Source organism: Nostoc sp. CmiVER01, from assembly GCF_034531135.2.
GTDB lineage: Bacteria > Cyanobacteriota > Cyanobacteriia > Cyanobacteriales > Nostocaceae > Nostoc.
Map to the genome: position 1 here is coordinate 380,733 of NZ_JAVRBU020000003.1, position 24,561 is coordinate 405,293.

Below are 24,561 nucleotides of genomic sequence, written 5' to 3' on the forward strand. Positions count from 1 at the left end.
ATACCTGAAATTGCTGCATTTTTTGAGAAAAGTACTCCAAAACAGAGATTTATGCAATTAAGACCAAATCAACGCCAGAAATTAGACGACAAAGACGATAAGCTGTTCTATGCCTATCCCCGCTTTGTTACCCATGTCGATGAAGGATTTATTCAACAGCTAACGGATTTATATCGCGATCGCCTCAAACCCAACACCCGCATCTTTGATATGATGAGCAGTTGGGTGTCTCATCTACCAGAAGAGACGCAGTTTGCTCATGTGGAAGGACACGGACTCAACGCTGAGGAATTAGCACGAAATGCCCGTTTAAATCATTACTTTGTGCAAAATCTTAACGAAAATCCGCAGCTACCTTTACCAGATGAAGATTTTAATGCTGTTCTCAATTGCGTATCTGTGCAATATGTGCAATATCCAGAAGCAGTATTTTCTGAAATTTACCGTATCTTGAAACCCGGTGGTGTCGCAATTATCAGCTTTTCTAACCGGATGTTTTTTGAAAAAGCGATTCAGGCTTGGCGAGAGGCTTCAGAAGCACAGCGAGTAGAATTAGTCAAAGCTTACTTTGCATCAGTTCCAGGATTTACAACCGCAGAAGTTATAGCTCATAAGTCAACATTACCCAATTTATTGCAGTGGTTGGGTGCATCTGGAGGAGATCCGTTTTATGCTGTTATAGCTTACCGCAGTTAAGCCAAATATTCACTAGTACAATGTCTAAGCTAGTACAAGAAGGTTTGTAGTAAGCACTTTAATGCTAAAAAATAAGGACTAAAGTCCTTACTACGAACTTATTGACTTGCTCAAAATTAAAATGCTTTTGTATATACATAATTTCTCTAGATGAATTATTGGCTAATGAAATCAGAACCAGAAGCCTATAGTATTGCTGATCTTCAACAGCAGAACGAGACTATCTGGGACGGTGTTCGCAATTATCAAGCTCGCAACTTTTTGCGCCAAATGGATGAAGGAGACTTAGCTTTTTTCTATCACTCCAATGCTAATCCTCCTAATATTGCTGGGTTAATGCGTGTAGTGAAAAAAAATATTGCTGACCCGACACAGTTTGAGCCAGAAAGTAAATACTACGATCCGAAATCAAGTTCCGAATCCCCTCGGTGGCAAACAGTTGTAGTGGAATTTGTTGAGGCTTTTTCTAACCCCATCTTGCTATCAATACTCAAAGAAGAGTTTAGCGCCGAAGAGTTGATGTTGGTGAGACAAGGAAATCGGTTATCAGTGATGCCCATCCCTGAAGCAGTAGCTTTGAAGATTCTAGCGAAGAAAAGCTCTTAGTTAAGATAATTCGTAATTCGTAATGCGTAATTCGTAATTCATAAAATATTTTGAAGGAAGGTTGATTAACTGGACATAATGTGATTTATTGTTGCCTAATTACTTATTTTACACCCATTGCACAGGATCTAATTGATAGTAACGTTGCAATTGTTCATAAAGTGCCGGATGCTTAGACAGCAATTGGTGTGGTTTCTCAAAAAATGTCTCAGTTGCTACGGCAAAAAATTCTGCGGGATTCGTTGCACCATAGCTATCCATTACTGTCTTTGCGCCTTGTAGAACATCATTACAAAGTTGCTGATATGCTTCTGTCATCACCTTCGCCCATATAGTATAGTCTGAGTTGCTTTGGAGTATAGGAACTCCTTCAGCTTTACCATCTTCTTGATCTAACTGATGGGCGAATTCATGAAGCACAACGTTACGTCCGTCTTCCCAGTTATTAATGTCTTGTTTCACCTGTTCCCAAGACACTACTACTTGGTCATTTGCCCACGATTCACCCAGTCTTGCCACACGTCTTTCTTCAACAACATAATTTCCGATAGAATTCGTTTCTTGAACAAAATAAGCATTAGGATAGACTAAAATTGAACGAAGTCTAGGGAAGTATTGCCCACGTTCATTTAATAGGAGTAAACAGGCAACACCAGCAATGGTCAGTTTCATTTCCTCCGTCACCTGTAATCCTCTACAGCCAATAAATTGCTTTTCTGCTAAGAATACTTGAATATGTCCCTGAAGTCGTCTGATTTCATTGGGAGAGAGACACAGATAAATAGGAAGATTATTCTCAATAATTGCATTCCACAGTGGGGGAAAAGGACGGTATTTGAGACGGTTTCTTCGCCTTTTTACTAGAACAGGATTGATTAAAATCCCGGTGAGAATCAGCCCAATAATTATAAAAACAACTATTGTTTGAATCATTAACTTCTAAACAGGTTACATATTTAAGTCACTGTAAAACAGAAAATTTAGATAACATAATTGTTATTGTTGTGTCTCAATAACTAAATTTAAATGGGGCTTTTCTCTCTTTTCTAAAGTTTACTAATGTTACATATCACCACTATTGGATCAGAATTATACAAGATTGAACTTTGGTAGAAAGGGTTTTTTGCAGACCTTGCTCAACTTTGCTAATCAGTTTATCAAAAGCCTCTTTATCTGCTGTCAATTGTTCTTGAAGAACTTTCTCTAACTCAGGCTTTATTTGCTCACACATCTCCTCAATTTTTTTGTCACTCAAAAAACTAGAACGAACCCAACTAGGTACATCCACATTCGTCTTGATTACTTCTTGAACACTCTTGCGATTTAGCTCCATTCCTGCCGCCATAACCGAAGCCCCATATACTAGGGCGATAGGCCAGGTTAAATGTCCAGTTAATATAAGAGTGATGATGCTAGCTACAGTTCCTCCGCCAATTACTACATTGACAATAAAGCCCACTGTTTCAGCCAGAATAGCATCTCCAATTCGTAACTCTGGGTTAACAAAATTTGGGTCAATACTATCCTGAAACCTTAAGCTGCTTCTAGGTATGTGAAACTTTCGACAGATTGGATCGGTTTGTGCGGCTAAATCGGGTTGGATTTTATTGCTAAACCAAGAAGCGCATTGATGATTAATTATCTGCACAGCGCGTTCGCTTTTGAGCCACTGTTCTGCCCGACTGATTAAAGCTGTTTCCAAATCGGCTAAAGTCCGTATTTTGTTTTTTTGCCAATCTTTTAAAGCTGGTTTAACTGCGTTGACAATCAAGCCATCTGTCAAAGGCTTAGTTAATGATTCGATTAACTCCGGGATATGCCTTTCAATCAAACCTTTAAGCGTATTCGAGGTAAATAATTTGTTGACTTCTTCCTTAAAAGCAGCAGCACGCAGATCCCATCGTCCTACTCGTGCTAATCCCAGTGCAATGCACCGTTCTGGTTCTGGATCGGGGCGAAGTAGCGTTCCTGGTTCGGGAAACATTTCCTGACAAAGCAAGTGGGTAAACTTCATGCGAGATGCACCACCAGTCATTAGCAAAAGTTTCGGCACAATTCCAAGTTTTTCTAGCTTTTCTTTCGCCTCAGTTAAAGAGTCGCTAAACGATCGCACCCAACTATGATGCCCCAGTTCAGGTAAAGGCTGGTTTAAAATTTCCTCCATCATCAATTTATTAACTTGAGGAATAAAATAAATCTGTTCGTTAATCGACTCGAAGCCACGCGCAAAGGATTCAGGATCGCTGTATAGCTGTTCATTAGAAAAGTAATCTTCTTTAGCTTTGCGACAAGCAAGTTCACAACGAGCTTGGTGATGCGGATATTCCTTAAATACTTTTTCGAGTAATGCTTTTTGCTCGTGGTTGGCGAGAGTCCGGGCAAAAATAGCTTTGTCAATTAGCGATGCACCTAAAGTATTACTCCCGAAATCTATCGGGATCTCTTCTAAGCTCTTAACCAGAGTAAAATCTGTGGTTGAAGAACCAATATCGACAATTAGCACCGATGCAACAAGTTTGTCATACTCCAGTTTTCCGGCTTCTTTGGCTTGCATGAAAGCAGCCCGCGATTCGGGTACAACATTTAGTTGGGGAATACCAGCTTCTTGAAGTAGCTTTTGGTATTCGGTGCGATCGCTAAGTGACCATCCTGAAGGGCAACCTATGTAAAAATAGCTACTTTCCCCGCTTTCGAGTTGTTTGCTTTCTTTCAAAAGTCGGTAGTAGGTTGCTACAAAAGTGCTAATTGTTTCTCGATATTTAGGATCGTTGTTGGGTTTTTGCTTGAAAGAAATTGTCAGTTGGGTAACGCCAGCTTGAATTAATGCTTGTTCACCGACAAGATAACCAAGTTTAGGATGCCAACCAAGGGCTGTAATTTGGTTCTTCCTGTTATTAATCTCCAGCATCTGGGGGGGGTCGATGCTTTCCACTACAGCTTTAGCTACAGCCGTTTCACCGTGCCCCAAATCAAAACCGATTGTTTCTAAAATTTCCATACCCTTATTGTCTATTATTCTTTAGAAGCGGAATATGCTGGCTCAATTACCCTACCGCGACGAATTAAGCGATCGCCTTTCAATAAAGCCGGAGTTAGAGTTACGTGATCTTTGGTATCGGGGTCGATACTTGGCTCAAAGTCAAAATAATTGCGATCGCTATGCGGGTCATTTGGTCGGTAAATTTGAGCGTTAATTCCTTGAGACATTAAAATCTGTGGCAGAAGTTTTGCTAGTTCATAAGCCATTTGGGGTTTATCAAGTTTTGATGCGCCCATTAGCCTTTGCAGAAAATTCAATAGCTCTGGCAGTTCTTCTATTGCTAAGTCGCCTTCATGTTTATTCCATTCTTCTACTCTAGCTACTGCTAGGTCGATAGTGTTGAGAGCATCGCCAAGATGATCTAAAAATACTTTGCTATCAACCTGGAGCATAGGTTTAGGTAATTCCAATAGCTCTGAAGATATAGAATTTTGCTGGCTCTTTGACTCAAGTTGAAGCACAACTTCTATCCCTAGAAGTATAGAGGTTAGTAAGATAGCCATCCATGCACCTGGGGTAGTTTTAGTTAAAGAGAACAACGAACCTAAGATGCCTATATAAATTAGCCCTTTTAGCAGTTTTAGGATTAATCTGCTGGAAAAAAGGTTTGTACCTGAGTTAGGAAATTGCTTTTGCTCTGCTGGAGTAATTTGAGAATAGTTAGCCGCAGCAAGAGTAGCAATGGACTGCCGCAGGGTATCTAGGAAAAAGGAAGCAAGACGAACTTGAGCTAAATTAAGTTTTTCAATGTAAATTCTTTCGAGATTATCAAGTCGATTCTGAACCAACTTAACTATCTCCTCGATGTTAGTCGTGTTATCAATATCTGTCTGAAGTTGGTTGCGTTCTTCGCTAAAAAGTGAAGTAATTGTTTTCATTGCGTTGACTAGGACTTTAAGGTTATTAATAGGAGTGAAATGAGCAGACAACTGCTTATTTAAACCTGTAATCACATGATGACTGATGTAATTAATCTAAGTTGTGTAGTTCCAGTATTTTTTGGCTGGAAAATTGCGCTCAATGTTATCTAGAAATCTTGCATATAGTTGAAATCACACGTAGACTGCTGATGAGGCAAGTTCACCAAAGAAGCAGAGGGGAAGGGGGCAGGGAGCAGGGGGAACAAGCCCTTCCGTTTTCTTTCGTGAAGCGGAGCGAAGCATGGGTAAGAAGCCCCGTTATGAAGGGCGCAAGACTTAGGTGGAGTACAAGCTCCTTCCCAGTCTCTCCCCCTTGCTCCCTGCTCCCCTACCTCTTTTGACTGGAGCTTTTGAAGACCAACCATTGTCTAACCATTGATTGCAAATTACACCCATTAGAAGGAGTAGCAGAATGTTTATCTGCGTCATTGCAGACTACGGTACAGGAGATCCGGCATTTACAGAAGTCACACAACGTCTGCTGATGGCTTTTCCTGATGCCCAAATTCATTTGCTTTCGGTTCCAGCATTCAGTACCTTGGCAACGGGATTCTGGATTGCTCAACTAGGACTCAACCCTGGCCCTAGCGATCGCCTAATTTATCATAACTGTGCGCCTCGTCAGGATGATCCTGAAGCCCGTCGAGACAATGAAGGTGAAGGACTAACTTATGCTCTTTTATCCAATGGTGTAAAAGTAGTGGGTGTGAATGCAGGCTACACCCTCTCCTTTATCAAAAACTATACAAAGGAGTTACGAGTGGTCAACGTTGCTCGTGGCGGTTCGCAGTTTCGCTCACGGGATGTCTTTCCTCCGGCTGCGGCTGCCATTATGAATGAAGATTTTAGCCTTTTGGGAGATAGCCTCAAGAGTGAGCAAATCCCAGATGTTCCACCAGATCGAATCGCCTGGATTGATGGCTACGGCAACATTAAAACAACTATTGGGGCGCATACACTGAATTTGGAGCCTCAAAGCAAGATCGTGATCCGAATTGGAGATGTGGTGAGTGATGCAGTTTATTCTGATGGCAGCTTCAAGGTGTCTGAAGGAACTTTAGCCTTTGCTCCTGGTAGTTCCGGTTGGTCAAAAGGCGATTCAGGAGAACCATTGCGCTTTTTAGAGTTATTTCTGCGAGGAGGGAGTGCTTGGGAACGCTTTGGCCGTCCCCGTGTGAATCAGCAAGTAACTCGAATTGCATGAAATCGGGTATTAGTCCTATAGGATTCCTATATCACTAGAATGATGGCTACTTTTCCACTCGCAGACATAATGTGACGTTAGTAGATATAAAACATCAGATAGGAGATAAATATGGCTGAACAATTCAAAAAGGGCGATCGCGTTGAATGGAACACTTCCCAAGGCAAGACAACTGGCAAAATATTAAAGAAACTCACTTCACCTACAGATATTAAAGAACACCATATTGCTGCAAGTGAAGATAACCCTGAGTACTTAGTTGAAAGCGATCATACAGGAAAACAAGCTGCTCACAAGCCTGATGCTCTGAAAAAAATAGAAGAGTAGCTTTTTATGATGTCTGCTAATAAGCTGTTACGCAAATAAACATTGCACATCCACTAGTGAGGTTGTCATTTGTCATTTGTCCAAAGTCCAATTGGTAAACACAAATGACTAATGACGGTCTACAAAGCTTGGATGGAATACAATTCTTTTGACTTTCGCCTTGCGTTATTAGGCGATTACTTAGAGATTTTAAGGATCGTTAAGACCGTTTATTTTAGCAATTCAAGATTATTGAGAATCAGTCTGGGGAAAAAGCCACGTAGTTTGGTTGTTTAATAACTTACTGTTAAAAGTCAGATCAGATCCTGCTCCACTAGTTAAGATATCATTACCATCAAAGTTTTCATTTCCCCAACCACCGTTCAGGGTATTGACTCCAGCATTTCCTGTTAAGCAGTCATTTCCATTACTTGCGATAACGTTGTCAAAGTTCACAACTTGGAAATTTAAAGAATCGAAAACGGAAATATTGCTGATGTTGACTTGTTCTACACATAAATCGCTAATTAGGTGTACATTGCTTGCAGAAGCGTTTATTGTATCTATCGCAGTTGCTGAACTAATAATTACACTACTAAGAAGTTGGTCTGTACCATTACTTTCTTGAACTGTATCTGTTGATACTGTGACACCACTACTAAGGCTGTAATCTACGGTGTCTTGTCCCTCCCCGGCATAAATAGTGTCATTACCAGCACTAGCATCAATTATGTCAACATTGATTACATCGTTGTTGAGGGTATCGTTAAGAACATCGTTTAGAGAGGTTCCAGTGATAATAGACATGCTTATTTACGAGGTAATTGGTGTTTTAGGTTACATAGTCTGAAAATTAGAGATATACTTACGCATCGCAAGCATTCAGTATTTTCTTCTATCTATGTGTGTATGGTAAAACACTATTTTCCCGAAAAAAATAAATATATAATGTTTTTTATACTAAGGAACAATAATAAAATAATGAAGGCTAATTATTTTTTTTGTAATGATACTAATTTGCTGGTCTTGGTTTGGAAATTATGATTGTTTAAGCGTATAGGTGGCTGCAAACAAACAGCAGCCTGCTAGTTTTGACCTCAATCGCCAATGTTAACTCCAGGATTGTGTAATCGATAGCAGATAGCTTTGTCAAATAAAACCCGCTTGAATGATTTATCTAAGCTGATAGTCGTTTCACCACTACCCAGAAACAAGTAGCCATCTGGCCTTAATTGCTGCTTGATCTTTTTTAGCAAGGCTTTCTTGGTAACAATATCGAAATAGATTAAAACATTCCGTAAAAAGATAACGTCAAACTGTGGCAGAGATGACCAAGGTTGTAAAAGATTCAACTGACGAAAATCAACCATCTGACGGATTTGTTCTTTTATTTGCCAGTCAGTATCTAGCTTTTGAAAGTAGCGATCGCGAATATTTTTAGATAGTCCACGATTCATTTCAAGCTGGTTATAATGTCCCTCGCGGGCCCGCGCTAAAACCTTAGTAGAAAAATCAGTTGCAATTAATTTTACAGACCAATTGGGAAGCATGGGGAAATGTTCATTAATTAGTATGGCGATGCTATAAGGTTCTTGTCCATTAGAGCAGGCAGCACACCAAATGTTGAGCGATCGCTCACTTTTTCGTTGTTTAATTAACTCTGGTAGTACGTATTTTTTCAGTGCTTCAAAAGGGTGGCTATCACGGAAGAATGAGGTTTCGTTAGTGACTAGCGCCTCGATTGTCTGGATGTGAAGACTATTAAACGGGTGAGTTCGTAAGTAAGTAACCAAATCAGGGATAGAAGCGAATCCTGCCGATTCGATAATTGGCTGCAAATGTAACTCTGCTAGATAGCTTTTATCACCAAACAACACAACGGCTGAATGATGCTGAACTAACTCCCGAAGATACTCAAAATCAGTGCTATTTACACCCATAATCTTTGTCATTACAGGTCTGTAGGAGGAACTTGATTTAAACGAATTCTGTGCATAATTTCATCTGCGATTTGGTTAAGTGGAAGAATTTTATTGGCAAGTCCGGCATTAACGACAAAACTAGGCATTCCCCAGACGACGCTAGTAGCTTTATCTTGTGCAAGTACCTGTCCACCCGCCTCGCGTATGCACTGACAGCCATGCAACCCATCTTGCCCCATACCCGTGAGGATAACTGCGATCGCCCCAGCACCATAAACCTGTGCAACCGATCGCAACAGCACATCGACTGAAGGACGACAAGAATTTTCGGGGGATGCTTGATGGGTAACAAGTCGAACTCCAGTTTTGTCGCGTTGCACAATTAAATGAAAATCTCCTGGTGCAATCCAAGCATGTCCCGGTTTTAATATCTGTCCAGAAACCGCTTCATCTACTGGAATTTGACACTTGGAAGCTAATTGTTTAGCTAGTAGTTTCGTAAACATTGGCGGCATGTGTTGCACAATCAAAATCGGCACTGATAAATCTGCTGGAAACTCCTTAAGCACTACAGCTAGAGCATTTGGGCCTCCCGTAGAAACCCCAATTGCCACAACCTCCACCTGCTGTATATCGCTATGAAGGGGAAAAATAACTGGATGAGTAATGATGCTTGGTGTGAAAAATGCACCAAATACCTTAATTTTAGGAATTAAATTATCCCGAATATGTTGGGTTGCTGCCTCTACACTTCCTAAATTACTAGGTTTTGTGGCATAATCTGAAGCACCTAAAGAAAGAGCTTCCAGCGTTGCGATCGCTCCACTGTGGGTGAAGGTACTATACATAATGACTGGTAAGCGTGGATATATTTTTCGGATAGCGGCTAAGGTTTGCAAACCGTCCATCTCCGGCATCTCGATATCCAAAATGATCACATCGGGATTAACATGGGAAATCTTGGCAAGGGCAATACGACCGTTAGCCGCGACTCCTACCACCTCCAGTTCTGGATCGCTAGACAAAATTTTACTTAATCGACTCCGTACTACTACGGCGTCATCGACAATTAGTACCCGAAGTTTGGGCATTGGGGAATGGGGACAAGGGGACAAGGGGACTAGGGGCAGGGGGGGGCAGGGGGAGCAGGGGGAGCAGGGGGAGATTAACGATTCATTAACCAAGGTAATGGATGATTAATCATATTTACTAGACCAGATAAAACTTGGTTGTAACTTGCGTAAAGCTCTCGTCCTGTTTGCACATCCATATAGTTGCATTTGACGGCAAATTCAATCCAAGTTTGAGTTTCAGCTGCCTCAGCTTGTCTACGACACGCTCCGCGAACACAGTCATTCAACTTAGCTACAAATGCTGCCTCATAACGGCGTTTCCGCCAAGCTTCTGTTATGTTCGCACATACAGAGCGAGAAGAACGACGAATTTGGTCAGTTAAAGAATATCGTTCTTCCACAGGAAACTTTTTTGATAGCTCAAAAATTTTCATTGCTGTTTCAAAGGCAATTTTATGAATTCCTAAGTCTTTACGGTCTTTAATAACTTCTTTATCTTTAGTCATTGTCTTGCCTCCCCTGCCTCCTCTGCTCCCCCTGCCTCCTCTGCCACTTCTTCAAGATTACCTTCTCTTAATACTTAAACTGATTGACAACTTTCTGCAAATCTACTGCCATTCGAGATAGTTCTGTAGCTGCCTCTAAGGTATTACTGGTTCCAGTAGTCGTACTCTGAGTATTAAGTGCCACAATTCCAATACTTTTAGCAATATCTGATGTTCCTTTGGCTGCCTCAGCCATATTTCGACCAATTTCATTTGTTGTTGCTGTTTGTTGCTCAATAGCACTGGCGATCGTGCTTTGAAAGTCGTTGATTTGATTAATAATGCTAGTAATCTGAGTGATGGCTTGAACGGCGCTTTTTGTATCTGTCTGAATTGCTTCAATTCGCAAGCTTATGTCTTCAGTAGCACTTGCCGTTTGCTTGGCTAATTCTTTCACCTCGTTTGCGACTACGCCAAATCCTCTACCTGCATCTCCGGCTCTGGCTGCCTCAATGGTAGCATTGAGGGCTAGCAGGTTTGTTTGCCCTGCGATCGAGGTAATGACTTTAATAACTTTACCAATTTCGATGCTGCTTTGACCGAGTTTGTTAATTGTCTCGTTCGTGCGATCGGCTGTTTTAACTGCCTCAGTCGTGACTTTTGCTCCTTGGGTAACGGTCTTAGAAATTTCTCGAATACTAGCATTCATCTCTTCCACGGCAGTCACAACTGTATTGGTATTCCGACTTACCTCTTCAGCAGAGGCAGAGGCAGAAGTGGCTTGTTCGGCTGTTTGTTCGGCGTTCTCAGTCATTTCTTTGCTGACTGCGGTTAGTTCTTCTGCGGAAGACGCAACTGCTGTTGCCACCTCTGTCATCTGTCTAATTGAAGACTTGAGGCTGCTAATCATCTGATTTGCATTATCCGTAAGCTGCTTAAACTCTCCTGCATTGCTTACCTCGATTTGCTTGGACAAATTTCCTTGAGCAACGGCAAGGCTGACCTCATTAATACCTTTTATCTGCTCTTTTAAATTTGTAGACATCTGATTCAAGTTGTCGAGCGATTCTTTCCAACTCCCACCTGCTCCTTTGACAACGGTTTGAGAACCAAGCTTCCCTTCAATACCAATCTCGGATGCCAAGCGATTAACTTCGTTAGCAAAGTTTTGATTTAAACTCACCAATTCATTAAAAACTGAGGTAATTTCACCCAATTCATTATTCTCATCCGCTAAACGGACGGTAAAATCACCGTTTTTTGCCGCCTTAAGTGCTATTAGTAACGCTTGCAATTGCACTTTTATTACACTGTCATCGGTCGGTTGCGAATCTGCACTATCCACCGAGGGAGATTTTGAGTTGACTGTTTTTCCAGCCCGATTAGTAGTCATTGCAAAGCGCTCCTTAATTACTCAATAATCTGATTTGTTAAATTAACATCTAGAATTTTCTCGGTGTCTAAAACTAACAGAAATCCCTCTGGAAGCGGGTAAGCTCCTGCTAGCATCTGACGCATTCTACCTTTTAACGTTGCGGGTGGGGGTTGAAAGGTGTTTTGTTTAAACTCTAAAACATCTCCCACATCATCCACTAGCAGACTGACTACTTCATGATCAGAATACACAATGAAATTAAATCCCTGCCGCTCATCTCCAAGTTTTGTAGTTGATTGTGTCTGCGGTTCGCTCATTTCTAATCGACGCTGCAAATCGATGACAGTAATAATTTGTCCACGTAAATTAATCAACCCACAAATATCTGGTGGTGCTAAAGGTACACGAGTCGTTGGTTGTGGACGAATCACTTCTTGAACGTGTTGCACGTCAATACCAAAGTAAGCTCCTTTGAGGAAAAATGTGCAAATTTTTTGTTCAGCCATGAGTCGCTAGTTGCAGCAAATGAGGGTTAGCAATCCGAATTACAGTCTCTATATCAATAATTTCTGTGATTTGCCCTTGAATTACAGCACAGAAAAGCACAGCAGGTCTACTAGGAATACCTTTAATGGTTAATGGTTCTTCCACAATATCAAGAATGCGCTCAACTACTAGCCCAACACTAAGTTCTGTATATGGAGAAACAATAATTATCTGGAGCGTTTCTGCAACTGTTGCCAAAGCCTCATCATTAAAGCGATCGCGATTGCCAAATATTTTATAAAGATCAATTAGCGGTAGAATTTGACCATAAGACTGATACACATCCTGATTAGCTACTTTTTCGACAGCAGAAGCAAGAATCTCTTCGAGCCGATATGCGATCGCTAGTGGAATGCCCATGCGTGCGCCTTGGGGGCCTTCAAAGAGTAAAATTGTTTGGCGATCGCCTGCTTGCTCTTGGCTATTTGCAGTATTCTCGCTCAATAACTGCTTTTGTTTGGCGATTATACCAGTTTGGTTTGCCAAACCGACAACATCAATAATTAATGCCACTGTGCCATCTCCTAAAACGGTAGCTCCTGTGAATAGGGATAGCGTCTTTAACTGTCTTCCCAAAGGTTTAACTACAATATCTTGGATGTCTTCAATTGTGTCTACAACCAGTCCAAAGCGATAATTATCAACTTGCACAATTACCAGACTGAGTGTTTCTAAGTTGTTGACACTATTGTGTTGCAATACTTGATTGAGGTAAACCAAAGGCACAAGATTACCCCGCAAGCGATACACAGGCACATCATATAATATCTCAATACTATTGAGTGCTTCTAGGCGTACTAGCTCTAGTAGACTCCCTTGGGAAATAGCATAGCTATTGCTACCACTAGTGACAATCAATGCTGGAATAATTGCCAATGTCAGGGGAATCTTGATTTTGAAGGTTGTTCCTTGTCCCTGTTGGCTGTAAATTTCAACTGTTCCGTTAATTTTCTCAATATTACTCTTGACAATATCCATGCCAACCCCGCGCCCGGAAAGGTGAGTTACCTGTTCAGCTGTCGAGAAGCCGGATAAAAAAATTAAGTTCATCACTTCTGATTCGCTCATGGTTGCAGCTTGCAGTGCGTTGACTAAACCAAGTTGCTGCGCTCGCCCTTTGAGCCGTTCTAAATTTAGACCGCGACCATCATCGCCAATTTCAATATTGACTTTGCCGCTTTCGTGAAAGGCTCTGAGAAATAGCCGTCCTAAGCTTGGCTTTCCACAAGCAACCCGTTCGGCTGGTAATTCTATCCCATGATCGATGCAGTTGCGTACTAAGTGCGTTAAGGGGTCTTTAATTGTTTCAATAATACTTTTGTCTAGTTCGGTATCTGCTCCCTCCATCTCTACTTCAACTTCTTTACCGGAAGCGATCGCTAAATCACGGGTGACGCGAGGGAACTTTTGCCAAATGGAACTAATTGGTTGCAATCGAGTTTTCATCACCCCCTCTTGCAACTGGGCTGTAAGTAGGCTCAAATGCTGGCAGGTAGTGGTAAAACTATTATCCTTAAATTTTGTACTAAATCCGATTACCTGGTTACGGGCTAAAACGAGTTCACCCACTAGGTTCATCATTTGATCTAGCAGATTGACATTGACTCGGATATAAGCAGATTCTGATGTTGTCGTTGATATTTCTGTGATTTCGTTATTGACATCACTACCTGCTGTATCTTTTGGAGCTTCTGCATGTATTTGTGGCGTTTGTGTATTAATTGGCGATTGAGAGGGTTTTGGAGTCTGTTTTGCTTGTGACAATCGAGTTAAAGTTGCGATCAGTGCGGAATAATCGCGTAGGCGCAGCCCGTCGTAGACATCGCCATCATGCCTTGTAGCTTGAATTTGAGACAGGATTTGCCGAATGCTATCAACTGTTTGTAGTAAAATACTAATAATTTCAGGGGTAATTTCTAGCTGGCGATCGCGCAGACACGAGAGCAAATTCTCTCCAGCATGAGCAAGTGATTCTAAATTAGGAAACGGTAAAAAGCCGCAATTTCCTTTAAGCGTATGGAGTGAGCGATAAATGCGAACTAATGCTTCTCCATTCGCAGATGTTTTTTCTAGCTCAATAATATCGCCTTCAATTTGATTCAAATTCTCATAGCTTTCAACGAGAAATGCTTCTATATCATCGTCAATTTCATTTAACTCCATCGGTTAATAAAATATAAATTTATATATGTTATTTTAATATTAATTTAATATTAACCCTCAGCAATCTCTATCTAAAGAGAGATGTTTGCCTTTTTTTAGGCTGAAGACATAATATTTGCCTTAATGATATAGTTAAAAGATACGCAATGTTATAGTTGCGATTCAACTCAAACTTTCAAAAATGGTCATTGTTAATACAGACAATCTTAACAAGTGCAAACAATGCAATGTGCGTTCCGCCCCACAACTCTTGGAAACGGTGCGCGTAGCTTGCTTCCCCGTAAGGGTACGCTAACGTCAGTTTCTCAAATCATAACAACCTTGGTACTACTTAAACTATGTCAAGCAGGTATGCCTCAAAATGTATCTTAAGGGACTTCCAGAGAATAAGTTAGCCAATTTATTCAAATGATATTTTTCTTTTCCCCCTGCCCCCTGCTCCCCTGCCTACACAGCAATTGATTATTTTTTTTATTGGAAGTCCCTAGTGGCATGAGCCTGCCAGAAATCAACCGTCTAACCGATATCCAGCAAACAAGAATTTTGCATTGGCTTCACAAAGTAAAGCTGGAATTAGATCGGATTTCAAATACTTAACAAATTTTAAAAACTTCTATTATTAAAAATTTTAGCTTCATAGCATTATAGTTTCAGCGAGTTTGATAATTTTTCCGAAACTATTATTGATAATTGTAAAATTATATTTATTTCTTCTTTAATTCATTCCTTTTAATTAATAATATAGGCTAACTAGTCTATATTATTAATTGTTAAGCTAAAGCATAAAAGGACAAAGCTGATGGCAATGGTTTTGATTATCGATGATGCAGCTTTTTCTCGCAGAATGATCCGTAAGTTTCTACAAGTAGATGGTTATGAAATTATCGAAGCCACTAATGGGCGTGAGGGATTAGAAATGGTTGACAACTATAAGCCAAATTGTGTGTTAGCGGATCTTCTAATGCCAGATATTAATGGGTTTGAATTTTTGAAAGCTATGCAAGATAAACAATTAAAAATTCCGACCATTATCATTTCCGCCGATATCCAAGAAGGGGCACGTAATCAAAGCTATAACCTGGGGGCAGTCAACTTTATTAATAAACCACCAAAAGAAAGTGAATTGCGAAAGGCAGTCCAGGAAGTTCTTAATACCAAGGAATAAGTTTTCATGAATGTGACAGCAGAAGAACTAGATGCCCTACAAGAGTTAATTAATATTGGAGTTGGTCGAGCAGCAAGTCTACTTAATGAAATGGTAGACTCTCACATTCGTCTAAAAATTCCGGTTGTTAAAGTCTTAACTGCTAACGATGCATATCAAGAATTAACAAAACGATTTCAGGATGATACTTTGGCAGCTGTAAAACTACGCTTTACAGGCTCTTTTTATGGCACTGCTAGTTTAATTTTTCCAACTGACAGCGCATCAACATTGGTTGCAGTGCTTACAGGTGAAAAGCCAGGATCGGCTGACCTAGATGTGGTGAAAATTGGCACACTGAGCGAAATTGGTAACATTGTCATAAATGGAGTAATGGGTTCACTCAGTAATGTGCTAAAAAAGCATCTAAACTATACATTGCCCGTTTATTTAGAAGATACTCTTGAAAATTTATTATTATCTGCATACGAGAGCGATTCAAAAATCTTACTGGCACAAGCTAGTTTCACAATTGAACGCTTTGAAATTATCGGAGATATTATTTTAATTTTTCTGGTTGGCACTTTTGATGCGCTCATCAATGCAATGAATGAGTACAATCCAAATAATTCAATAATATAATTATACTAAAAATAGTTTTAATATTTATTAAAACCCTTTGATAATGCAATGAATATAATTGGACAAGCTCAGGAAAAATTCAGCCTTTTAGATAAAATTCCCTTAGGAGCTTTTGTTCTACAATCAGATTATGTTGTTATCTTCTGGAACTCCTGTTTAGAGGAATGGACAAAAATTCCGAAAAGTAAAATTTTGGGAATTTCTATTCAGGAATATTTCCCTCATCTGAATCAACCTCGTTACGCTAGCCGTTTACACCAAATTTTCCAAGGCGGGCCTCCAACAATTTTTTCTTCTCAACTGCATAAATATATTATTCCAGTACCTATATCTCAAGATAAATACCGCATTCAACACACAACTGTTACTGCTGTATCTGCGTTGCATGGAGATGGATTTTATGCTCTTTTTTCAATTGAAGATTTGACAGATTTAACATTCCGAGTTCAGGAATATAAAAACCTACGAGATCAGGCTCTAGCAATAGCTGAAGAACGCCAACGAGCTAAAGAAGTTGCTGAGAAAGCAAACCGCATAAAAGATGAATTTTTAGCAATTGTTTCTCATGAACTTCGTTCTCCTCTTAATCCAATTTTGGGGTGGGCAAAGCTACTAAAGAATCGCTCATTAAACGAAGCTACTACTTTGCGTGCTTTGGAAACCATCGAACGAAATGCTGAATTACAGGCTCAGTTGATTGAAGATTTGTTAGATATCTCTCGCATTCTCCAGGGCAAGCTAGCACTTAATTTAGAGAAGGTTAATCTTGTTTTTAGTGTTGAAGCTGCCTTAGAGACAGTGCAATTGGCAGCAGAAGCAAAGTCCGTTCAAATTAATCTTCATTTAGATACAAGAATTGGACAGGTCAAGGGTGATAGTAGTCGTATTCAACAAATTATTTGGAATCTGCTCTCTAACGCCGTTAAATTCACACCATCCGGCGGACAGGTAGAAGTCTACTTAAAACAGATTAATTCTGAAGTACAACTGATAGTTAGTGACACGGGTAAAGGTATTAGTCCCGACTTCCTACCTTATGTATTTGAATATTTTCGTCAGGCAGATAGTAGTACAACCCGAAGTTTTGGTGGACTTGGACTTGGTTTAGCGATTGTGCGCCAACTTGTCGAGTTACATGGCGGTATAGTTTCGGCAGAAAGCTTAGGAGAAGGACAAGGTGCAACGTTTACAGTTTGCCTACCTGTGTTTCAACATTTGGAATTAGAAAAGGAAAATAACAATTTATCAGATGATTCTTATCCATCCTGTATGCTTTATGCTCCACTAGAAGGAATACGTTTGTTAATTGTAGATGATAATGCTGATACCCGTGAGTTTCTGGCTTTTCTATTAGAACAGCAGGGAGCAATCGTGACGATCGCAGCATCTGCCAATGAAGCACTGACTGCAATTATGCAGTCAAAACCAGATTTGCTATTAAGCGATTTAGGTATGCCAGATGTTGACGGTTACACTTTGATCAAAAAGTTACGAGCAATGCCCGCGAATTTAGGTGGAGAAATTCCGGCGATCGCTTTAAGTGCTTACGCCGCAGAAACCACACAAAAACAGGTTTTTACAGCCGGATTTCAACTTCATATCGCTAAACCAGCCGATCCTGCCAAACTAGTAGCTGCGATCACAGCCCTTGTTAAGAATTGAACTCATGCGCTTACAGTGGGATTGGATAGTAGGGGCGTAAACACGTTGTTTGTCCGTCTCTAACCTAGTTCTACACTTGTCACAGCAAAGATGCGATCAATAGGTAAACTAGGAATTTCTTTAGTGTACATCCGAGCAGTTTGAGAGACTGGCTGCAATTGGTAACGTTGAACTAGGTCAATCGCTTGTGGATTTGCATCCGGCACATCAAAAAACACTGGAGCATGAGGATTTTGTGCAAGCAAGGCTTGAAACAATGTTTCAGCAATCTGTTCATCATTAGCAAATAGTGGCCCAACCCTAAAACCTGTATGGGCAGGTCGGATAACTCCGTAACCAGCAAGAGATCCATTTTTGAGAAACCCGAAAGCAGTACTTTCTGGCTGTTCAATCCAATGTTGTAGAAACAGCGATCGCTCAGAAGGAAAAAATTGGCGATCATAAGCCACCAAATCTTCAAAAGGCACTGTTTTCAGATCCACGATTCCAGCAGGCACAACACCGCCACCCACCCCTTCATAACGAATATGGTTATAAGCGATTTGGAAACCAGACTTTTTATAGTTTTCTTGTTGAGCTACTGCACCATCCAAGCCGATGTTACGATCAGCACCCAGATAGTCCATTGCTGTCTTCCAAATTTTCATACCCAACCCCTGCCCACGAAACTGGGGTTTGACAACGTAAAAACCTATAGTGGCAAAGTGTGGATCGTAAGCAACAGCAGAAATGCACCCCACCGGCTCACCATTAAACTCACCCAAGAAAAAACCGCTCTCGTCAGTTTGATAAAAAGATTGAGCATCATACTTTCCTGGATTCCAACCTTCGATTGCTGCCCAACTAATCGCCAAATCCATTTCCGATCTGTTCATTGGGCGGACGACGAAATTCTTAGTGGTCATAATATCTTCTGAATGCTAGGCTGTTAACTATTTAACTTTGCTTTCGCAAACTGAGTGATAACTCTTAATATTACTTTTTTGTATAGCTGCGACTTATAGTCGCTTGAGCATCTTTTATTCAAATACTACTGTTCTATTACCATACACTAATACAAGATTTTGCAAGTGCGATGTCTGACGACAAGGCTAGCGCCAACGCCATTTTTTTGCAGTGATTTGTCAGAATTTCTCTAAAATTCTGACAAATCAAGAGTGAGACTTTGTGCGACACAATTCTAAATAAATTAGTCATGCTTTTGTCACAATTTTGCAATAGCTCTGTCAATATAACGTGTGATGCTATAGCTCTGGGTTAAAGAATAGACCCCCCTCTATAATAAACCCACACACCAGAGTATACCGAGAAGAATCACTATAAGGCATTAATCCTTTTTTGGATGACTCTTCTAATCAAAATTGTCAGAACTCTTATAGTTAGAAGGAACAAAAAGATGAATTGGAAAGTACTTGCATTGCTCCCTGCTTTGGCTTTAGCTACTGCTGCGCCTGCTTATTCTTTAAGCAATAATAAAAGCCACAATATCACTACTGCTACCCAGGTTGCTCAAAATTCCGGTGGCACTATGAAAAAGGCTAATGCCATCCAAAAGGTTAATACCCATAAGAATAGTACAGCACACCATAGTACCGCAAATCGTAGTACTGCACTCACAGTAGGTAGCAGAGGAGAGAGAGTTAAAACTGCTCAAAATTTATTAAAACAGCAAGGATTTTATACTGCAAGTGTGAATGGTGTTTTCGATGACAAAACACGTTCAGCCGTGATGAAATTTCAGAAATCTAAAGGATTAAGAGCCGACGGAATAATTGGACGCCGGACTTTGGCATATCTTAAATAAAATGGTTTCAGCTTCGTAAAGAAAATTATTCGGCGTTGCATATTTACGGGATGATTTGGCAAGTTTTAAAATTCCCCCCACTTCCTCTGTCTCAAGAGCTTGCCCCAATTCATCTTACTACTTTGCAACGCCAATTATTCTTGCAGACGAGCAATTACACAATGCAGAACTTTAATTTCATTAACAATTCGATCCAGTTCTGTGGAGAGTGGAGTTTGCTCTCGAACGGCTTGTAATGTGGGAGTTAAAGTGTTGGAATTGGTAGCAATTTCTGATAACCGAGCAGTATGTAACTGTTCAATTTGGTTGTGAATTGCTTCAAGATAGCTATCCAGTGCTGGTAATGGTTGGGGTGGCTGTCTCTGCCCAAGGGCATCTGCTAGGTTTTCCAAAACTTGGACAATGGTATCAGCAAGTCGCTTTACTTCAGGAAATTGGTACTCACCGCTAAATTCCCGCAGATGTTCTGCCAAAGTTGTTACCGAACTGAAAAAACCACGAATGTATATCATCAGCGTCATTACAGGTTCGATTTCTCCCTGAATGTGACGAGGTTCGCTGAATAATCGTTGAGCTGCGGCGTTGGCGTTGGCGTTCTCTAGTGCTGCTTGATGGCGTAGCATGTTGATATCAGCGATCGCATTCTGTTCTGGATGAAGATAGTTAGCTATTACCTGTTGAAAGTAAGCAAGATTAGCTCGAATTGTCTTTTCCAGTTGTGCAGGAAGTTGCTGTCGTTCCCAACGAGGAAAAAGCAAATAGCTTCCAAGCAGTGCTAAGACACCCCCAGCGAAGCTATCGAAGATCCGCAATACTCCAACCTTCCAGCCACCTGCACTAATCATGTTGAGTAGCAATATGATGGCGGGAGTCAGCAGGATGATAAATATGCTGTAGCTTAACGATCGCACCGACATCGCAACAAATACCAGTAGCAGAAAACAGACTGCACTTGCTAATGAATTTTTAACTAGTAAAACCAGAGCAATACCGATAATTCCACCCAAAATAGTGCCAACGACTCTTTGTACTGTTGTCTGTGACGTTCCGCCAAAGTTCGGTTTAAGTGCAACTAAAGCTGTTAGCGTTATCCAGTAGCCTCTAGGTAGTTGGAATAGCGAGGCAAGTAATTCAGCAAGGGTTGTGATTAGTGCGAGGCGCAACGCATGACGAAAGAGGACTGAATCAAAAGTGAAGTTATTTCGCAGCGTATCAATAATTGTAGAACGTTCTGGTTGGGCTGGGGGAGAAATATCTCGCTGGGCAATGCTGTTACGCAGTTTTCCTTGGCTTAAATCTGTAACAATCTCTGCATCAGTATGAATTTGCTCTACTAACTTTGTCAGACTGGCTGTAATCTTGCCAAGGTTGAGGAGATCAGAATAATCATCTGTCTGAGCATTGATAGTTTGATTGAGGACTTGCGAACGCAGAACTTGCCTTTGGTGTTCTAGTGCTTCAAGACTCCGATCTAGATCCCCTAAATGAGGTGAGTTTTTTCCTTTGGCGATCGCTTGTGATAACATTTCGAGAGCAATTGCCGACTGTTCTAGCACTTGCTGAATTTCTGGCTGTAACCGAGAAAATAGTTGATGTTCCGATGCGATCGCTAATAGTTCGTTCAGTGCTACAACAGAATTGACAATTTGATTTACATCCTCAATTAATACGAGTAACTGATTTCCCCGCAGGGTAGCTCCTCTTTGCCTAGTCCAGATAGTTGTCCAGACGCTACGGGCAGATGTTAAGTTTTGAATAAGTGTATCCTGAGCTTGCAAAAATCGCTGTTCCCACTGCTGATGAGCTTTTGGATTTAATGCTCTCTGGCTTGCCAAGTCTACAAAATTGCTTAATGAGAGATAACAGTTAGCGACTGTCTGTATTGCAGGTACATCAGGACGCACTGCCCACAATCCCAATGACAAGACAGTTGTCCATGTTCCACCAGCTAGACATAGCCCACAGTGTTGAATAAGAGTAGACAAATTAGAAAATGAAGCGAATCTAGCCAGCGCAATCACAAACATTATCGAAGTAATCAAGCTGACAGATGCAGCCACGTTGCCATAGAGATTTGCTAAACCTGCTATAAATATTACCAAGAACGTGGTCGGGACAGCTAACCAGAGATGACTGCTAACCAAACTTGCGATTAGGAACATTACAGTTACCCCAATCGTAGCTGCAATCATAGCGATCGCTCGCTGACGGTAGGCTCCGTCAACATTTACCATCCCAACGAACCAAGCCGCCATAGTGGCGATCGCACTTTCAGCAGCATGATTTGTAATGATCCCAATTCCAATCGGCACACCCAGTATAAAAAGGCTACGGAATCCAGAGGCAATGGCGGGCTTACCTGGCTGGAGTTGAAATTGCTGCAACAACCAACTCAGAGGACGTTTATCTGTAAATGACATTATGAGACTGGCGACTATAACAAAGCGCGATCGCTTCTTACAGCATTTTAGCCAGATATAACTGGCTGGAGGATGGTTTTACCGGAAAATTGAGTCAGGCGATTAAACAATGGCGCATTTACTGAGAATGGCTTCCAGCCAACGTTTAATATACTTGTAGATTATTAGTAAGTTAAAGCAACTTACCGAAGTAACTGACTATCGCTTAAACCCAGATACAGAGCAGTTGATAGCGAAACAGGCGCATTTAGGAGAGCGATCGCTCAGGAGCAGTTGCGCCTTATATACAAAGGGCGGCTTTGTGGCTGTGGTGATGTAAAGTGATTGATAAACACTTATCAAGTGCAGAATGAGGTTTCAGTAGTAAGCAATCGCCTTATTTTCCCACATCAGAGCAAGCTCCTCGCTTGCCTACCGTGTACACACAAGTATGACCAGCACAGGTTTCAATTCTAGTAGTTTCGTAGGGTGCGTTATGGACACGCCGAAATAACAAATGGGTATGCCGAAATAACAAATGAGTATGCCGAAATAACAAATGGGTATGCCGAAATAACAAATGGGTATGCCGAAATAACAAATGGGTATGCCGAAATAACAAATGAGTATGCCGAAATAACAAATGGGTACGCCGAAATAACAAATGGGTACGCCGAAATAACAAATGAGTATGCCGAAATAACAAATGAGTATGCCGAAATAACAAATGAGTATGCCAACCTACTCAACTAAAAACAGCTATAAGCATCATTTACTCAAATACTACTGTCCTATTACCATAGACTAATACACGATTTTGCAAGTGCGATAAGCAAAGATAAGTCTGTAAGCAAGGCGATTAAACAATGGCGCATTTACTGAGAATGACTTCTAGCCCATTCTGTACCTGCTCAAGTTCTTGGCGCTTTTGGTAAATCCACATCTTTTCAGCCTCACGTTGTTCCAGGGTTTCGTTGTGAGCTTTTTCCTGCTGTTCGAGGAGATTTTCGTAAAGTGCGATCGCTTCTGCAATTACTCTACTGGATGATTCAACTCGGCTATTAAAATCTGATACCAATTCTGTATGAAGATGCGCGGATAGTGCAAGAAATAAAGAACGTAGACGCAAACACGAGAGCGCCAAGTACGCCAAGAAATAATAAATTAAGAGATTTGGCGCAGCTTCATAAAGAAAGGGATAACAAGATAGTGCAGGTAGGCAACCAAAAATTCAACGTCTAGAAGTTAGGGAGCAGGAATCGATGAATCGCTCTGAGGTGGATTAGCTTGTTCTGGTGGAAGCGGTTGTGCAGAAGAATTATCTTCTATGGATGTAGATTCTGGCTCTTTAATCATACCATGCTGCTCTTGCCCTCTAAGCCCAAGATATGTTGCGGCACTAATTCCTTGTAGTGTAAGAAGTGTGTCATCGAATTCCGGCATTGCCAGATTTTTAAGGACTTCCCAAACAAAGAATAGTCCGAGCGCAACTGTCCAAATAAATGTTTGGAACCGATGAAAGTTGACTCCATTAATGTCTGATAATATATCGTAGAAAAAACCTTCAGAAACGCGTTGACTACCTTTTTTATTCTTCTCATTCCCCTGCCCATCTATTAACGAAGTACCAACGGTAGTTACAGAATTGATTCCCAATAATATTAGTGATTGTTGAGTCAAAATATTCGTATAGTCTCCTGTTATGCCATAGATAATCAGGTAAGAACCAAAAATTAGAAATGTCCAAAAAGCAAGTTGAGAGATTGATAAACTGAACGGATTTCTATTCAGTTTTTTTCTGCCAAGAAAAAATTGAGCAATTCGACTTTGACGATATTCGTTTTTAAGAGCAACCTTTTTAAGATCAACCTTTTCTGTGGTCAATCGTTCCTGTCCACCAATCACCTCTATTTCAGAGTAAACCCCTTCTATTCCAGAGCTACGAAGAGTGTTTCGGCAATACCTAATGAACATTAATACAACAGCTATAAGTAGAAGTAGACACAGCCAAAATCGCCACGAAAACAGAACTATTGTTAATAGAGGAGGTGGAAAGCGATCGCTCACCGGAATTGCAATCTTTTTGGGACAGCCTACTCCTGCTATCACGTTAATACTGTATTTGCTTCCTCTACCAAGAAGCGCATTCCATGCAGCTTGAGACGAGTCAGTGCGTTCAAGTCGAAAGGCTAACCAATCATCCTCAAGAACTGTCTTTTGATCTTTACCCGGAACGTTGACGATGACTGGTTCTCCGTGGACATCCTCTAGCTCATAGCCATCCAGGTACAACACTAATTGTCGAGGATCAAATGAATTGGTGGCATTAACCGTTGTTTTTCTGGTCGCTGCTGATAATCCTTCAACTTTTATCCTAATGCGATCGCCCATTTTAACTTGGTTACGACCATCGTCGGCAATGACTTGTTGAGTTTTCAGTCCAGCAGGCACTGAACATAGCTGAGGCGCAAAATTTACAGGAGGGCCATCTGAACTATCTTGAGCAATTACTGCAAAGTTGATAGTAACAATCAACAGAAAAACCAACAGAAAAATAGCAGTCAATCTTTTAGC

23 protein-coding genes are annotated in these 24,561 nt (G+C 40.8%); 9 read left to right on the forward strand and 14 right to left on the reverse strand.

Features of this window, described 5'->3' with window-relative positions; translation table 11 throughout:
* The first annotated feature begins 51 nt into the window (after positions 1-51).
* Both RMZ43_RS06680 and RMZ43_RS06685 read left to right on the forward strand, forming a co-directional pair.
* The gene (locus RMZ43_RS06680) at positions 52-696 is read left to right on the forward strand and encodes a class I SAM-dependent methyltransferase (RefSeq protein ID WP_322655211.1); all 645 of its coding nucleotides are present in this window, start codon (positions 52-54) and stop codon (positions 694-696) included.
* A gap of 150 nt (positions 697-846) precedes the next feature.
* Entirely contained in the window at positions 847-1,302 is a 456-nt protein-coding gene (locus tag RMZ43_RS06685; protein WP_322646133.1) for an EVE domain-containing protein, read from the forward strand.
* Between the two features lie 108 nt (positions 1,303-1,410).
* On the opposite strand, the gene RMZ43_RS06690 is transcribed toward RMZ43_RS06685, so the two are convergent.
* The 3 genes from RMZ43_RS06690 to RMZ43_RS06700 all read right to left on the reverse strand — a co-directional run bounded on the left by RMZ43_RS06690 (position 1,411) and on the right by RMZ43_RS06700 (position 5,220).
* Positions 1,411-2,235, reverse strand: coding sequence for a zinc-dependent peptidase (locus RMZ43_RS06690; RefSeq protein WP_322655212.1), 825 nt, complete (start codon positions 2,233-2,235; stop codon positions 1,411-1,413).
* Positions 2,236-2,377: 142 nt separating this feature from the next.
* Positions 2,378-4,300, reverse strand: a complete 1,923-nt coding sequence (locus tag RMZ43_RS06695; RefSeq protein ID WP_322655213.1) for an Hsp70 family protein — start codon at positions 4,298-4,300, stop codon at positions 2,378-2,380.
* Positions 4,301-4,314: 14 nt separating this feature from the next.
* On the reverse strand, positions 4,315-5,220 hold the full coding sequence (locus tag RMZ43_RS06700) for a hypothetical protein (RefSeq protein WP_322646130.1): 906 nt from the start codon (positions 5,218-5,220) through the stop codon (positions 4,315-4,317).
* Positions 5,221-5,674: 454 nt separating this feature from the next.
* Between RMZ43_RS06700 and RMZ43_RS06705 the strand changes: the two genes are divergently transcribed.
* Both RMZ43_RS06705 and RMZ43_RS06710 read left to right on the forward strand, forming a co-directional pair.
* Positions 5,675-6,466, forward strand: a complete 792-nt coding sequence (locus RMZ43_RS06705) for an SAM hydrolase/SAM-dependent halogenase family protein (protein WP_322646129.1) — start codon at positions 5,675-5,677, stop codon at positions 6,464-6,466.
* Between the two features lie 111 nt (positions 6,467-6,577).
* The gene (locus RMZ43_RS06710) at positions 6,578-6,793 is read left to right on the forward strand and encodes a DUF2945 domain-containing protein (RefSeq protein WP_322655214.1); all 216 of its coding nucleotides are present in this window, start codon (positions 6,578-6,580) and stop codon (positions 6,791-6,793) included.
* A gap of 228 nt (positions 6,794-7,021) precedes the next feature.
* Here the strand turns inward: RMZ43_RS06710 and RMZ43_RS06715 are convergent, their stop codons facing one another.
* From RMZ43_RS06715 to RMZ43_RS06745, 7 genes are all read right to left on the reverse strand, one after another.
* The gene (locus RMZ43_RS06715) at positions 7,022-7,579 is read right to left on the reverse strand and encodes a hypothetical protein (RefSeq protein ID WP_322655215.1); all 558 of its coding nucleotides are present in this window, start codon (positions 7,577-7,579) and stop codon (positions 7,022-7,024) included.
* Positions 7,580-7,869: 290 nt separating this feature from the next.
* Positions 7,870-8,724, reverse strand: a complete 855-nt coding sequence (locus RMZ43_RS06720) for a CheR family methyltransferase (RefSeq protein ID WP_322655216.1) — start codon at positions 8,722-8,724, stop codon at positions 7,870-7,872.
* Positions 8,724-9,785, reverse strand: coding sequence for a protein-glutamate methylesterase/protein-glutamine glutaminase (locus tag RMZ43_RS06725; RefSeq protein WP_322655217.1), 1,062 nt, complete (start codon positions 9,783-9,785; stop codon positions 8,724-8,726). Before RMZ43_RS06725 ends, RMZ43_RS06720 begins: the two co-directional genes overlap by 1 nt.
* Positions 9,786-9,859: 74 nt before the next feature.
* Complete coding sequence (locus RMZ43_RS06730; protein ID WP_322646125.1) at positions 9,860-10,273, reverse strand: four helix bundle protein; 414 nt, start codon at positions 10,271-10,273, stop codon at positions 9,860-9,862.
* Between the two features lie 67 nt (positions 10,274-10,340).
* Positions 10,341-11,645 carry a methyl-accepting chemotaxis protein gene (locus RMZ43_RS06735; RefSeq protein WP_322646124.1) on the reverse strand — a complete coding sequence of 435 codons (1,305 nt, stop codon included), beginning with the start codon at positions 11,643-11,645 and terminating at the stop codon, positions 10,341-10,343.
* 17 nt (positions 11,646-11,662) lie between these two features.
* On the reverse strand, positions 11,663-12,133 hold the full coding sequence (locus RMZ43_RS06740; RefSeq protein WP_322655218.1) for a chemotaxis protein CheW: 471 nt from the start codon (positions 12,131-12,133) through the stop codon (positions 11,663-11,665).
* Entirely contained in the window at positions 12,126-14,336 is a 2,211-nt protein-coding gene (locus RMZ43_RS06745; RefSeq protein WP_322655219.1) for a chemotaxis protein CheW, read from the reverse strand. Before RMZ43_RS06745 ends, RMZ43_RS06740 begins: the two co-directional genes overlap by 8 nt.
* 799 nt (positions 14,337-15,135) lie before the next feature.
* On the opposite strand from RMZ43_RS06745, the gene RMZ43_RS06750 reads away from it, so the two are divergent.
* The 3 genes from RMZ43_RS06750 to RMZ43_RS06760 are packed head-to-tail and all read left to right on the forward strand — an operon-like array spanning position 15,136 to position 17,784.
* Positions 15,136-15,501, forward strand: a complete 366-nt coding sequence (locus tag RMZ43_RS06750; RefSeq protein WP_322655220.1) for a response regulator — start codon at positions 15,136-15,138, stop codon at positions 15,499-15,501.
* Between the two features lie 6 nt (positions 15,502-15,507).
* Entirely contained in the window at positions 15,508-16,122 is a 615-nt protein-coding gene (locus RMZ43_RS06755; RefSeq protein WP_322646120.1) for a chemotaxis protein CheC, read from the forward strand.
* Positions 16,123-16,170: 48 nt separating this feature from the next.
* The gene (locus tag RMZ43_RS06760; protein ID WP_322655221.1) at positions 16,171-17,784 is read left to right on the forward strand and encodes a hybrid sensor histidine kinase/response regulator; all 1,614 of its coding nucleotides are present in this window, start codon (positions 16,171-16,173) and stop codon (positions 17,782-17,784) included.
* Between the two features lie 59 nt (positions 17,785-17,843).
* Here the strand turns inward: RMZ43_RS06760 and RMZ43_RS06765 are convergent, their stop codons facing one another.
* A complete protein-coding gene (locus RMZ43_RS06765) occupies positions 17,844-18,689 on the reverse strand; it encodes a GNAT family N-acetyltransferase (protein ID WP_322646118.1) in 846 nt (281 codons plus the stop codon).
* 491 nt (positions 18,690-19,180) lie between these two features.
* Between RMZ43_RS06765 and RMZ43_RS06770 the strand changes: the two genes are divergently transcribed.
* Positions 19,181-19,588 carry a peptidoglycan-binding domain-containing protein gene (locus tag RMZ43_RS06770; RefSeq protein ID WP_322655222.1) on the forward strand — a complete coding sequence of 136 codons (408 nt, stop codon included), beginning with the start codon at positions 19,181-19,183 and terminating at the stop codon, positions 19,586-19,588.
* Positions 19,589-19,722: 134 nt separating this feature from the next.
* On the opposite strand, the gene RMZ43_RS06775 is transcribed toward RMZ43_RS06770, so the two are convergent.
* Positions 19,723-22,008: an FUSC family protein gene (locus RMZ43_RS06775; RefSeq protein WP_322655223.1), complete on the reverse strand. Its 2,286-nt coding sequence runs from the start codon at positions 22,006-22,008 to the stop codon at positions 19,723-19,725.
* A gap of 468 nt (positions 22,009-22,476) precedes the next feature.
* Between RMZ43_RS06775 and RMZ43_RS06780 the strand changes: the two genes are divergently transcribed.
* Entirely contained in the window at positions 22,477-22,740 is a 264-nt protein-coding gene (locus RMZ43_RS06780) for a hypothetical protein (protein WP_428850702.1), read from the forward strand.
* A gap of 106 nt (positions 22,741-22,846) precedes the next feature.
* On the opposite strand, the gene RMZ43_RS06785 is transcribed toward RMZ43_RS06780, so the two are convergent.
* Entirely contained in the window at positions 22,847-23,116 is a 270-nt protein-coding gene (locus RMZ43_RS06785) for a hypothetical protein (RefSeq protein WP_322646114.1), read from the reverse strand.
* A 116-nt stretch (positions 23,117-23,232) separates the two neighbouring features.
* Entirely contained in the window at positions 23,233-24,552 is a 1,320-nt protein-coding gene (locus RMZ43_RS06790; protein ID WP_322655224.1) for a hypothetical protein, read from the reverse strand.
* Positions 24,553-24,561: the final 9 nt, after the last annotated feature.